Origin of the sequence: Chryseobacterium piperi (genome assembly GCF_002285635.2) — a bacterium.
Classification (GTDB): Bacteria; Bacteroidota; Bacteroidia; order Flavobacteriales; family Weeksellaceae; genus Chryseobacterium; species Chryseobacterium piperi.
The window spans coordinates 163,203-175,648 of sequence record NZ_CP023049.2 but is presented as its reverse complement, the minus strand read 5'-3'; the positions used below and the strand labels follow the sequence as shown (position 1 = coordinate 175,648).

The window sequence follows — 12,446 nt, the reverse complement described above, 5'->3', positions numbered from 1 at the left end:
GATTCATTATATAAGATTCAAAATCAAGAACATCGAACATTTATCAATAAAATAAAAAATACATCAATTATCACAAAACAAATACTTTTTAAACATTAAAAAGTAAATTATTATTAAAAATATTCAGTTTTGGAAAGATTATTGCTATGCTATATTCCATGGGAATACAGAATTATAAAAATCACCGGAAGTTTTATCCGCCGCATCATTTCATTTTTCTTCCTTTGTTACTCATATTAGAGATCATGGGGATTTATAAAATCTGGAGTGATCCTGCCAACCAATTAACTTGGATATTATTTTCAATTGTTATTTTTCTAATCTTGTATTTAGCCATTATGGTAAGGCAGCATTATGCATTGGGAAATCAGAACCGTATCGTCAGACTGGAATTCAGGCAACGGTATTTTGAGATATTCAATAAACGGTCTGATGAAGTTTGTGAAAAGCTGAGCTTTGATCAGATGGCAGCACTAAGGTTTGCTTATGATGATGAGTTTAAAGAACTTTTGTATCAAGCATTAAATGAAAATATTTCCGGGGATCAGATCAAAAGATCCATTAAAAACTGGAATCCGGATCACCACAGAATTTAAACTAAACACCGAAAAATAAAATCATATGAAAAAATTACCCTTATACAGTATTGCTATATTTAGTTTATTATCATTAACAAGTTGTGAAGCAGTAGAGACCATCTTCAAAGCTGGAATGTGGTGGGGAATCCTTGTAGTAGTAGCCATTGTCGTTATCCTATTATTAATTTTTTCGAAGGGTAAAAACTCGTAACCATTTTATGCCATGGATAATGACAATTTGGAACTGATCTCCCACCTTAAACCATCTAAGATTGTCAAGATCATGAAAGATCCGGTGGCTTCCGCAAAGGCTGTAAATCTTATTTACACTTCTGACGCGGAAACCGCCGGAATTATTCGGAAAAGAAAGGGAAAAAAGTACGCTTACTTTAAAGACGGAGAAAAAATCAAAGACAAAAATGAGATTACCAGAATCAATAAGCTGGTTATTCCTCCGGCATGGGAAAATGTATGGATTTGTGCACTAGACAATGGCCATCTCCAGGCCACCGGATTTGATGTCAAGAAAAGAAAACAGTATAAATACCATACACTCTGGAGTGCTTTAAGAAATCATACAAAATTTTACCGTATGCTTCAGTTCGGCTACGCTTTACCTGAGATACGCCTGCATGTAGAAAAAGACCTGGCCTTAAGGAATTTTGAAAAACGAAAAATCCTTGCCTTAATCGTCAGCTTAATGCAACGAACCAATATTCGTATCGGCAATAATGCATACGAAAAGCTGTACGGTTCTTTTGGACTGACTACTTTAAAAGATAAACATGTCAAAATCAACGGTCAGAAAATGACATTCTCATTTAAAGGAAAAAAGGGCATCATGCACAACGTAGATCTTAAAAGCAAAAAGTTGGCAAGGCTTGTACAGAAATGCAAAGAGATTCCCGGAAAAGAATTGTTTCAATATTATGACGATGAAGGAAACCGACATTCTATTGATTCCGGAATGGTGAATGACTATATTAAAGAGATCAGCGGTGAGGATTTTAGTGCTAAGGATTTCAGAACCTGGTCCGGTACGGTGAGTGCTCTGATTGCTTTTAAGGAAATAGGATATGCGGAAAGCAATACCGAATATAAAAAGAAAGTAAAAGAAGCCCTGGAAATTGTTGCCTCACATCTGGGTAATACGAGTACCGTCTGCAAAAAGTATTACGTACACCCTCTGGTGATCAATTTATATGAAAACAATACCATCAAAAAATATCTTGACGAACTCGATGATATTGAAGTGAATGATGGCACAGCAGATTTAACCCATGAAGAAAAACTGGTGTTAAAGATCCTTGAAAATGAAAAGATGTAAACCGTAAGGATTAATGTTCCACTATCTTATGAGGTAAGAACTGAATCCGATATTCTTTCGGGGTAATTCCCGTTATTTTTTTAAACAGTTGGGTAAAATGAGAAGCCGTATGGAAATTAAGTTCATAGGCTATCTCTGCAATATCCTTACTTGAATGAAGAAGGGCTTTACTATAATTGATATCTATCTCATTGATCCATTGTTTAGGGGATTTCTGGGTGACATTTTTCACACATTTATTAAGGTAGTTTTCCGTTACCGATAACTTATCGGCATAGAAAGCCACTCTTTTCTCTTTTACATGGTATTTAAACAAAAGATCCCGAAACTGCAATGAAATTTCCATAGACCGGGTTGCCAGCCTGTGATGACTTTCCAGGTCCGTATTCAGCATTTTCACCAGAATAAGATGAAGCATTGTAATCACAACTTCATTGACATTGAAATTATTCAGCCAGAGTTCCTGTTCCATAATCGGAAGAAGCTGAATAATGGTTCCATAGGTAAGGCTATCCAGCTTCAGAAAAGGCGTCATAAAAAAAATACTGGTTTTATGCTTCGGCAGCTCCTGTTCCGATAATATATTATTTTCATAGGCCAGGAAAAAACCTTCTGCATCATCAGACAGTTCTATAGTTGCAGTAATCGTCCCCTGTTTAATAAAAATCACCCCACCTTTTTCTGCCTGGTATTCTTTATTTTCCAGATATTGCTTGATATGGCCATTGGTAATAAAGATGATAAAATTAAATGTCGTCCGGTATGGAATTACCGGCATCAGAATCCCTTTAAGATAATTCTCAAGCCGGTAAAGCTGTACATCCGCATTATTAGCCAATATTTTCTCGGTAATATTAGGGAGAAAAAGTTTTTTATACTGAAAATTGGATAATACCTCCATATCCTTACTTATATATTAATTAAAATTAAACAAAATTGATGATGTAGCTCTTTAATAATGTAACAATTTAGTAATGTAACAGTGTAGCAATACATCGACCTGAGAATGTGTATTTATTAATGTAACAGTGTAACAATATAACAATATAACAATATAACAATGTAGCAATCTGTCGACTGAAACTCTAGCCATTAAAGCAAATCATTTCCGCAACTCTAATACTCTAATACTCTCAAACCCTCAAACTCAATCCTCATCAAAACTTATAATACACTCCTACTCTCATCCCAAAAGGACTTCCTGGAGTATAGGTAAGATCAGTGACTGGTTCCTGCTCATTTTTTAATTGTGTTTCTGTGGCAAACTGTGCTTCATTCCATTTCACATTGAAAAGATTGCTGACCTGAACATTCGCTCCCCATTTGGGCTGGTTGTAGGAAAGAATCAGATCATTAACAAAATAAGCCTTTGTTCTGATACTGTTATCCTCCACCGCAGGTCTTGTCCCTAAATAACGGTATTGAATACCTAATGAAAAACCGTGTAAAAAATCCCAGTTCACAGAACCTGTACTGGTAATAACCGGAGCCAAAGGCACATAATCTTCTCCTTTCTTTTCTTCTGTAAACCTCGCATAGGCATAGTTGACATCTGCATTCAAATAGAAATTCTCTAAAGGCTGGAACCGGATTCCTAAATCAGCCCCAAAACGCTGTGATTTTCCGGATGGCTCTACAACCGCATCGTCTCCCACATAAACAAATTCCTGCTGTAGGTACAAATACCACACGGTTGGAGTAATGATCAATGATTTAAAAGGATGCAATCTTACGCCCAAATCTCCACCTACGGAATAAGGAAGTGTTTTTACGCCCTGTTGCTCAATCACCACCCTCATATCATTGGAATGGAATCCCATCCCCGTTTTTAAAAACCACATCATGTTGTCATTTACCGCATAAGAGAAATTAAGCTTGGGGCTCAATCTTGTTCCTTCTGAAGACTGTCCGGAAGGCAGTTGCTCGGGATTCATCAGATTGTGCATATTAAAAATAAAATGATCTACCCGTAACCCCGGATTAATCGTCCATTTTCCGGTTTTCCAAACCAATCCTGTGTAGGCATGCAGATTTGTTTCTGTACCGTTGACATTCGATAACTTATCCAAAAGTAAATCCCGGTGGTATACATGGTTCAGCTGAAGCGTATTGATATCATCATTTCTAAACCCTACTCCCGAAACCCAATCTAATGTTCCATTAGGTAGTGAAAAGTTTTTGGTATATTTTATTTCAGTTCCGTAGATATTCCTTCCATCTGTCTGCTGAATCTCATCTCCATGGTCTTTGTCTTTTAAATAAAACGTAAAATCAGAATACAGATTAAAATCATATTTTGAATACCATACCATCGCATCTATTTGCTCGGAAGGTGAAATGATATGTTTATAATTCATTTGCAGATTCGTCCTTGAAGTATTTCCTCCTTCGGTAGGATCTATACTCCCCCAACGTCCTATGATTCCTTCATTCACGGCGCGCTCGGGAATTTGTCCGGAAGCATTCCATGAAGAATTGAATGTGGAAAACTGAATATTGAAATAATCATTATCAGTCAGCCATTGATTATATTTCCCAAAGATATTCACCCTGTTAAAATTTTGTTTAACATCAAAAGGCCCATCTGTATAATTGTATTCAGCTGCAAGGTAAGCACTCTTTCGTCCGGCTGCATCATTAAGGATATTGAACATTCCTAAAATCCTTTTTGTATTGAATGAACCCCCTTCCAGCTTGATCATACTGTTGTTCAAACGGTCATAAGTTTTAAAATCCACATACCCGGCCGTATTAAAATCTCCCCGATCGGTATAATACGCTCCTTTGCCAAAATCAATATTATTAACCGTTTCAGGAATCACAAAATGTAAATCCGAATATCCCTGCCCATGAGCATGGGAAACAATATTCACCGGCATTCCGTCTACATTCACACTCACATCCGTTCCATGATCTGAATCGAATCCTCTAAGAAAAAGCTGTTCTGCTTTCCCTCCACCTGCATGCTGCGCAATAAAAAGTCCCGGTACTTTACGAAGAAGATCTTGCGCTGAATTAACCGGAAATTTATTAAGATCCACTTTCGTTATAGCGGATAAAAACGAACTATGATTAATCGCTACTTCTGAAATCTGAAAGGGCTTATGCTGAAGGAAAACAACTCTATTTTTGTCGTCATTATTAGTCATCACCCATTTCACATCATCATATCCTTTATGGCTAATTACCAAGGTATCCGGATATGAAACGATATTGAATTTTACAGACCCGTCGGTTCCGGAATGCGCATGATCATTTCCGTGATTAAACTGTACCAAAGCATCTGAAATTGGAAATTTATCATCAAAGTCTTTAATTAACAATTGTTTTTGTGTCTCTGTCTCCTGCGCTGCAACCTTTTCATTCATCCATACAGCAAGAAAGACGATCATTACTTTTGTAATTTTCATTTTGATTTAAACTATTTTTTATTAATTATTTTTATTTTTTATAAGAAGTTTCTGAACAAGTAGTGTGATCCATGTCCCTGCCACAAAAGGAAATGTCAATACTCCACCCACTTCATTCAGCACATTGTGATCGATTAAAAGATCGTCGATTGCCACTGTAACCAGTACCGCAACCAGTACCCATATCCCATCTGTTTTTTTGAACCCTGAAAAAACAATAGCAGAAAGCACGGCATTGAAGCCGAACAATCCCATATGAATTTTATCAATAGGTTCTCCATGCATATGAGAGAGATAGGCTCCCAGCACTGATCCGGCTAAACCATAGAGGGCAGCAGCAGGTGAGCTGATAAATACAGCAACGAAGAAAATAATTCCGGAAAGAATTCCTCCCTGAAAAATAACTTCTCCAAACCCATTGGTACATGTAAGAAAGTCGTCATAATCTACTGGCTCCATTTTAGCATTCATCATATCCGAAGGTGGAATCTGAGTATAATGATGCAGGCAATAAATGCAGATCCATGTCACTATAATAAAAGGAAACGTAAATACAGGAATCTTTTTCTGAATAAAAAAATGCTGGATCACAGTAGCCAATACCCCACCGACAATAATCAGAATCCATATCAATAAGGTGGTCTGAAATACAAAAGATAAGGCAACCCCTACCAGAGCAGCACTAAAACCATATAACCCGGCATTGATTTCCGATTGGGTATAACGCAATTTCATAGCAGCTAGTGTTCCTGCTGTGGTAGATAATAGCACAGCCACTCCGCCCTGCCAGCTTCCCATAAAAATTCCAATCAGAAATAAGAGACCCGTCCATCTGTTTTCCTGGAGCATAATCTGTCCGATCCCTTTTAAAATATGATCTATAAAAGGAAGTTTTTCAAAAAATTTGTTCATAGTTAGTTGAGTTAGAAATTAGATTTTAGAAGAGGGTGAGACGCGGGATTTCTGGGTGCGGGATGCGAGTTTCGAGTTACGAGTTACGTGGTTACGTGGTTACAGAGGGTAGAATTAATAAGGTTCGGTTTTTTGTAGTTCAATTTCTATTAAATACCAACATTATTTCCGACATCCTACAACTCGAAACTCGCAACTCGCCTACCATCCCAGGAATACCATTCCGATTCCACAGACTGTAACCACGGCCCCGCTCACTACCCCCATATAACGCTCCAGCTTTTCGGTATTGAATAACGTTGAATATCCGTAGCGTCCCAACAGCACCATTCCCAGCATTGTTAACACCGTAGTTATGGTAAATGAAGTAACCAGCACAATAATCTCCGTAGTCGAATGCTTCACTCCCGAATAAAATAAAAGAGGAATCAAAGGCTCACTAGGTCCCATTACAAAAATCATAAAAAGAACAAGAGGGGTTACTTTAATCCTTTTTTGGGGCATCACAACCTCTGTATGATTATGCTCATAGACATACACATCATCTCCCATAACATCGAAATGCTTATGAGGCTTATTTCTTACCGCCTGTATTAAGCCATACACCAGATAAACTCCTCCAAAAATCAGCAAAGCCCATCCGGAGAAGTTACCTCTGATATCCTGAAACCATGAAATTCTGTTCAGCTGCCATCCTAAAAACACGCCGATAAATCCTAGTACTAAAGAGCTCATCACATGACCGAATCCACAAATTATTGTTAAAACAGCCGTTTTCATTCCACTCCATTTTTTCGATTTTGAAAGCACGATAAACGGAAGATAATGATCCGGTCCCGATGCCGTATGTATAAAACTTATAGAAATTGCACTGATCAATAGTGCCCAAATCGTTGTATCCATTAATTAATTTTGTTAGGGTTATTCATTCATAACCTTTAAATTTTGGCTAAAGCCTTTGTATTTATTTTTATTACGGGTGAGTCACTTCTATTGGCGAGAATCATTGTTCTGTTCTAATGCCCATAGCTTTTCCTGCACGTAAAGGAAAAAGTTATACATCACCTCTCCTCCATGTCCTAGTGTTCTGATGATAAATCCATTATTTTCCATGGCTGAAATACCAATTTCCATATCCGTATTCTTTGCTTCATCAGCATTTAAAATAGATTCTATTAAGGCTTCCTGATTGATATTGTCTCGTGTTGTGTAGAAAATTAAGGTTCCCTGATGGGTAAACTGTTCGAGATTTCCAATTCCGTTCACAGGGATCAGATCGGGCTGAATTAAAACATTATCCTTGATGACCAGTTTATTTTCATGATAAATTTCCACCAGATTCTGAAAACGCTTCAGCTTAAAAACCTCTCCATAATGCTTCCTTCCGCAAGTAATAATCTCACTGATAATAATCTGGCTGTTTTTCCCGATATGAACCTGCGCTTCACTTTTAAAATTCGAACGCTCATGGGGAACGATTGGATGCGGAACGTAGGCAAAAGAAGTATCATCATCCAAGGACACTTTCAATAATTGAGTCGCTTTATCTTCCATATTGAATAACCTCTGGTAAGATTGTGACTGCAGTTGCAATGAAGCCCCTTTTTCCAGGGAAATTTCAAGATGGTAACGGTCTCCGTCAAGAATTCCCGGCGAAGAACTCATGACCATCTGATAGAGTTTATTATCATTTTTACGCTGCCCGACAGAAACAACTCTGAAAGGAAGGGAAACATAGAGATCCTTCACAAAAGACTTCCCCTCCTTATATCCGGCAACGAGTTCTAATCGACTATCCATTTATCTTACGAGATTCGGTTCTTCACATTCTTCCAGCAATGCATATTTTTTGATCCACCCGATTACTTTTTCCAATCCTTCATCCGTTTTCAGATTAGTGAATACGAAAGGACTTCCGTTTCGCATTCTTCTGGCGTCTCTTTCCATTACTTCAAGACTTGCCCCTACATGTGGTGCCAGGTCAATTTTATTAATGATCAAAAGATCGGAACGGGTAATTCCCGGGCCTCCTTTTCTTGGAATTTTCTCTCCTTCAGCTACGTCGATAATGAAAATAGTGACGTCAGCTAAATCCGGACTGAAGGTTGCCGATAAATTATCTCCTCCACTTTCTATAAGCACCAATTCAATATCAGGGAAACGGGCAGTAAGCTCATCTACTGCTTCCAGATTCATACTCGCATCTTCTCTGATGGCAGTATGTGGACATCCTCCGGTTTCGACGCCAATAATTCTTTCATGAGGCAGAAGACTGTTTTTAGCCATAAACTCTGCATCTTCTTTTGTATAAATATCATTGGTAATCACACCAAGATCATAAGTTCCGAACATTTTTCTGCTCAAACGTTCCAATAATGCTGTTTTCCCTGAACCTACAGGACCAGCCACACCTACTTTTATATATTTTCTATTTTCCATTTTTTTTATTTTTTTAGTAAAATGGCAAAAAGGCAGATAGGCGAATTTGCTTTTTTTGCGATTCAACCCCTCAGCTTTTCAGCCCTTTCACGATTTAACAATTTTACGATTCAACGGTTTCACCCCTATGACATATACAATCTCGAATACAACCTTTCATGCTGCATACAATGAATATCAAAAGAAGTATTACAGATTCCCACGAGTTCTCTATCAAGATCGATTGTTTCCAGAACCGTCTGTTCCATCACCGGATACAGGGAGAAAAGAATATCCTGCCCATCCAGTTGCCCCAGGGGCACCAGTTTCACAGCATTGGTAATCATTCCTGCTACAGACGTGTAATAAAACCCTAAGAGTGCTTCATATAATGGGATCTTCATGACAGCAGCATACATTCCAAATACGATACAGTAATGAGAATTGGCTTCGCCATTCCGGACTGCTTTTTCGTAAGCTTCTATAAAAGGGAAATGGTCTCTTCTTTTGAAAATTTTAATCAGACGTAAGCCGAGCTTCTGACTTGCCTGACGAATTTCTCTCGGACATTTTATGGCATTGCATTCGTTATCCAGTTGTAGTATCAATCTCAGATCTTCTTTTTGAACAGCTTCATAAGTGAGCTTCATAAAAGCACCATCATTGTATTTAAGATTATAAACCAGCATATTTTCTACGAACTCTTTGGCTGTCTTTACATTATGTATTATCCTTTTCTGTACATAAGTTTCCAATCCGTTAGAGTGGCTGTAACCACCAATGGGCAATGTAGGGTCTGCGATATGCAGCAGGCCTGCCAGGAAATTTAAATTCATATTATTCATCCTTAGGGGCTGCCATTTTAAGTATTTTGGTAAATAAAGTAGATCCCAGACTGCCGTGTCCATGTGGCTCCACGTTAGATTTAAGAAGATTCAACAGCTTTACATTCTGCTTTTCGGGAGCAAATCCACTTGCTTCCAGCCATCTATACATAGGCATTTCAAATGGTAATAACACCTGATCATTCTGGATAAACAAAGGAATATGTTTATTGCCAATCTCATAACAAACTGTACCCATTTCCAGCATTGATGCCGGAGTCATTACAATCGCCTCTGTTTCCAGGACATTCACTATAATCAGCTTTTCTTCGTCCTGATAGAGAATATCTCCTTCGCGTAAGCGCTGTCCTTCCCTAAGAAATTTAATTGCAACATCTGTCCCCTGACGGGTTTTCTTGCGTTGAATTCTTTTGGTGGTTTCAAACCATTCCAGATCCAGAAAATCCACCTCTTTTCCTTCAATAGGACATTCCGAGATATTCCCTATAGTTTCATTAATAATCATGATCTTTATTCTTTTTTCTGAAATCAATATTTTTAGAAATCCCTACCCCAAAGGTAGATGCACTTATTCCGGCAACGTAAGTCTTCGTCCAGCCTTCCTGTTTCGTTTTTGTCTGCAACATAGAAAGCTCGGCAAATTTGAATTTTAAAGCCCATCCACCTCCAAGGAAAATGGCAAACAAAGGATAGGCACGCAATCGGTATCCTGTAAAATTATTCATCGCATCTGATGAGTCCGACAGCTTCTGTCCCCAAACATAATGAGCATCAACCTGGCCGATCAAAGCAAAATATTTCCCAAGAGTTACTGACGGGCTGTACCAAATTCCTGCTTCATTCTGCTTATAGATGGTTCTATGGTCTGAAACATTCTGTGCATAAGCATAATTAATTCCTATGACATCATTATTATTAAAAAAGTATCCTATCCCGATAGGTACACCTGCATTGGCGCTGGTTCCTACTGAACTGTTACTGCTCGAAGGTGCATTGGTTTTGGAATAATCAAAAGAACCATATATCATGAATTGTCCTTTCGGCCCTTCTTCATTATCTTTCAGTCTTCTTCCGCCGAGAAACTGAGCATGCAGCTGAACCGACATCATGGACGTTCCCGCTACGACAAATGATAAAGCCTTTTTATTAAAGTATTTCATCTGATCTTTACATTTAAATTATATCTTTTAAAAAGCCCGGAATTTCACCGGGCACGATGAGAACTTTATCTTTTTAGAACAGATAATACAATTGGGTAAGCGGAAGTTTTTCAGCCGGCTCACAGGTGATGTATTCTCCATCTACGGTCACTTTATAATTTTCCGGATTCACTTCTATCAAAGGAGTCTTATCATTATGGATAAGGTCTGCTTTGGAAATATTTCTACAGTTTTTTACAGGAAGAATCATTTTCTCCAGTTTAAACTCAGCAATAGACCCATTATCAATAGAAATCTGAGATACAAACGTAACACAGGTTCCATATTTTGCTCTTCCATGTGCACCGAACATATTTCTGTAAATAACCGGTTGAGGCGTAGGAATAGAAGCATTTGGATCTCCCATTTTGCTGGCAATCACCATTCCTCCCTTATAGATCATCTCCGGTTTTACTCCAAATAAAGCAGGTCTCCAAATCACCAGATCCGCCAACTTTCCTTTTTCAATAGTGCCTACATAGTCTGAGATTCCATGGGCAATAGCAGGATTGATCGTATATTTTGCGACATATCTTTTTGCACGGTAATTGTCATGTTCAGAGCCTTTATCTTCATCCAGCTGACCGCGTTGCTCTTTCATTTTACTGGCTGTCTGCCATGTTCTGGTAATCACTTCGCCTGGTCTTCCCATAGCCTGCGAGTCAGAACTCATGATGCTGAATACTCCCATATCATGAAGAATATCTTCTGCTGCAATGGTTTCAGGACGAATACGGGAATCCGCAAATGCAACATCCTCAGGAATATTTTTACTTAAATGATGGCAAACCATCAGCATATCCAAATGTTCATCGATCGTATTGATGGTATAAGGACGTGTAGGATTGGTAGATGCAGGAAGCACATTCGGATACATCGCCGCCTTGATGATATCCGGAGCGTGCCCTCCACCGGCGCCTTCCGTATGGAAAGTATGAATTACTCTTCCGTTGATGGCACGCATAGTATCTTCCAGGAATCCTCCTTCATTCAATGTATCTGTATGGATAGCCACCTGTACATCATACTTATCTGCCACTTTCAGCGCGGCATCAATCGTAGCAGGAGTCGCACCCCAATCTTCATGAATTTTTACGCCCAATGCTCCTGCCTCTACCTGCTCTTCAATCGGTTCTTCGGCAGAACAGTTTCCTTTTCCGAAAAACCCCAAATTCATCGGATATTCTTCTGCTGCTTCCAGCATTCTCTGCATATTAAATCTTCCCGGAGTAACGGTTGTAGCATTGGTCCCGTCATTAGGCCCTGTTCCACCCCCAATCATAGTTGTAATACCACTATATAAAGAGGTTTCTATTTGTTGCGGACAGATATAGTGAATGTGGGTATCGATTCCTCCTGCTGTTACGATATATCCTTTTCCACCGTGCACCTCTGTAGAAGCTCCGATAATCATATCGGGATCCACTCCGTCCATTGTATCCGGGTTTCCTGCTTTCCCTATTCCTACGATCTTACCATCTTTAATTCCGATATCCGCCTTTACAATTCCCCAATGGTCAATAATCACAGCTCCGGTAATACAAAGGTCCAAAACCCCTTCATCTCTTTTACGGGTTACATTCTGTCCCATTCCGTCGCGAACGGTTTTTCCTCCTCCGAAAACAGCTTCGTCTCCATAATGGGTGAAATCCTTTTCTATTTCAATAATCATCTCAGTATCCCCTAGACGGATTCTGTCTCCGGCAGTAGGCCCTAATATGTTCGCGTATTGTTTTCTGTCTACGTGTAAACTCATC

The 12,446-nt window shown here is 38.7% G+C and carries 13 protein-coding genes; 3 read left to right on the top strand and 10 right to left on the bottom strand.

What is annotated here, in order from left to right:
- Positions 1-146: 146 nt before the first annotated feature.
- The 3 genes from CJF12_RS00850 to CJF12_RS00840 are packed head-to-tail and all read left to right on the top strand — an operon-like array spanning position 147 to position 1,905.
- A complete protein-coding gene (locus tag CJF12_RS00850) occupies positions 147-596 on the top strand; it encodes a DUF6526 family protein (RefSeq protein ID WP_316930826.1) in 450 nt (149 codons plus the stop codon).
- A gap of 25 nt (positions 597-621) precedes the next feature.
- Positions 622-789: a phosphatidate cytidylyltransferase gene (locus CJF12_RS00845; RefSeq protein ID WP_084675636.1), complete on the top strand. Its 168-nt coding sequence runs from the start codon at positions 622-624 to the stop codon at positions 787-789.
- Positions 790-801: 12 nt separating this feature from the next.
- Complete coding sequence (locus CJF12_RS00840; protein WP_034684312.1) at positions 802-1,905, top strand: DNA topoisomerase IB; 1,104 nt, start codon at positions 802-804, stop codon at positions 1,903-1,905.
- A gap of 10 nt (positions 1,906-1,915) precedes the next feature.
- Here CJF12_RS00840 and CJF12_RS00835 read toward each other — a convergent pair whose 3' ends face one another.
- The 10 genes from CJF12_RS00835 to ureC all read right to left on the bottom strand — a co-directional run bounded on the left by CJF12_RS00835 (position 1,916) and on the right by ureC (position 12,445).
- Positions 1,916-2,806, bottom strand: a complete 891-nt coding sequence (locus CJF12_RS00835; RefSeq protein WP_051887271.1) for a helix-turn-helix domain-containing protein — start codon at positions 2,804-2,806, stop codon at positions 1,916-1,918.
- Positions 2,807-3,062: 256 nt separating this feature from the next.
- Entirely contained in the window at positions 3,063-5,315 is a 2,253-nt protein-coding gene (locus CJF12_RS00830) for a TonB-dependent receptor (protein ID WP_034684307.1), read from the bottom strand.
- Between the two features lie 21 nt (positions 5,316-5,336).
- A complete protein-coding gene (locus CJF12_RS00825; RefSeq protein ID WP_034684304.1) occupies positions 5,337-6,227 on the bottom strand; it encodes an urea transporter in 891 nt (296 codons plus the stop codon).
- A gap of 201 nt (positions 6,228-6,428) precedes the next feature.
- Positions 6,429-7,130 (bottom strand): hypothetical protein, encoded by a 702-nt coding sequence (locus CJF12_RS00820; protein ID WP_034684301.1) that lies wholly within the window; start codon positions 7,128-7,130, stop codon positions 6,429-6,431.
- An 87-nt stretch (positions 7,131-7,217) separates the two neighbouring features.
- Entirely contained in the window at positions 7,218-8,027 is an 810-nt protein-coding gene (locus tag CJF12_RS00815) for an urease accessory protein UreD (RefSeq protein ID WP_034684298.1), read from the bottom strand.
- Positions 8,028-8,666 (bottom strand): urease accessory protein UreG, encoded by a 639-nt coding sequence (gene ureG / locus CJF12_RS00810; RefSeq protein WP_034684295.1) that lies wholly within the window; start codon positions 8,664-8,666, stop codon positions 8,028-8,030.
- Positions 8,667-8,791: 125 nt separating this feature from the next.
- A complete protein-coding gene (locus CJF12_RS00805; protein WP_034684434.1) occupies positions 8,792-9,481 on the bottom strand; it encodes an urease accessory protein UreF in 690 nt (229 codons plus the stop codon).
- A gap of 1 nt (position 9,482) precedes the next feature.
- The gene (gene ureE / locus CJF12_RS00800; RefSeq protein WP_034684291.1) at positions 9,483-9,995 is read right to left on the bottom strand and encodes an urease accessory protein UreE; all 513 of its coding nucleotides are present in this window, start codon (positions 9,993-9,995) and stop codon (positions 9,483-9,485) included.
- Positions 9,985-10,650 (bottom strand): hypothetical protein, encoded by a 666-nt coding sequence (locus CJF12_RS00795; protein ID WP_034684288.1) that lies wholly within the window; start codon positions 10,648-10,650, stop codon positions 9,985-9,987. Before CJF12_RS00795 ends, ureE begins: the two co-directional genes overlap by 11 nt.
- Positions 10,651-10,723: 73 nt before the next feature.
- Positions 10,724-12,445 carry an urease subunit alpha gene (gene ureC / locus CJF12_RS00790; protein ID WP_034684284.1) on the bottom strand — a complete coding sequence of 574 codons (1,722 nt, stop codon included), beginning with the start codon at positions 12,443-12,445 and terminating at the stop codon, positions 10,724-10,726.
- Between the last annotated feature and the right edge of the window lies 1 nt (position 12,446).

Coding starts and splice junctions, on each gene's coding strand:
- CJF12_RS00850 (WP_316930826.1), top strand. CDS start 147: ATGCTATATTCCATGGGAATACAGAATTATAAAAATCACCGGAAGTTT.
- CJF12_RS00845 (WP_084675636.1), top strand. CDS start 622: ATGAAAAAATTACCCTTATACAGTATTGCTATATTTAGTTTATTATCA.
- CJF12_RS00840 (WP_034684312.1), top strand. CDS start 802: ATGGATAATGACAATTTGGAACTGATCTCCCACCTTAAACCATCTAAG.
- CJF12_RS00835 (WP_051887271.1), bottom strand. CDS start 2,806: ATGGAGGTATTATCCAATTTTCAGTATAAAAAACTTTTTCTCCCTAAT.
- CJF12_RS00830 (WP_034684307.1), bottom strand. CDS start 5,315: ATGAAAATTACAAAAGTAATGATCGTCTTTCTTGCTGTATGGATGAAT.
- CJF12_RS00825 (WP_034684304.1), bottom strand. CDS start 6,227: ATGAACAAATTTTTTGAAAAACTTCCTTTTATAGATCATATTTTAAAA.
- CJF12_RS00820 (WP_034684301.1), bottom strand. CDS start 7,130: ATGGATACAACGATTTGGGCACTATTGATCAGTGCAATTTCTATAAGT.
- CJF12_RS00815 (WP_034684298.1), bottom strand. CDS start 8,027: ATGGATAGTCGATTAGAACTCGTTGCCGGATATAAGGAGGGGAAGTCT.
- ureG (WP_034684295.1), bottom strand. CDS start 8,666: ATGGAAAATAGAAAATATATAAAAGTAGGTGTGGCTGGTCCTGTAGGT.
- CJF12_RS00805 (WP_034684434.1), bottom strand. CDS start 9,481: ATGAATTTAAATTTCCTGGCAGGCCTGCTGCATATCGCAGACCCTACA.
- ureE (WP_034684291.1), bottom strand. CDS start 9,995: ATGATTATTAATGAAACTATAGGGAATATCTCGGAATGTCCTATTGAA.
- CJF12_RS00795 (WP_034684288.1), bottom strand. CDS start 10,650: ATGAAATACTTTAATAAAAAGGCTTTATCATTTGTCGTAGCGGGAACG.
- ureC (WP_034684284.1), bottom strand. CDS start 12,445: ATGAGTTTACACGTAGACAGAAAACAATACGCGAACATATTAGGGCCT.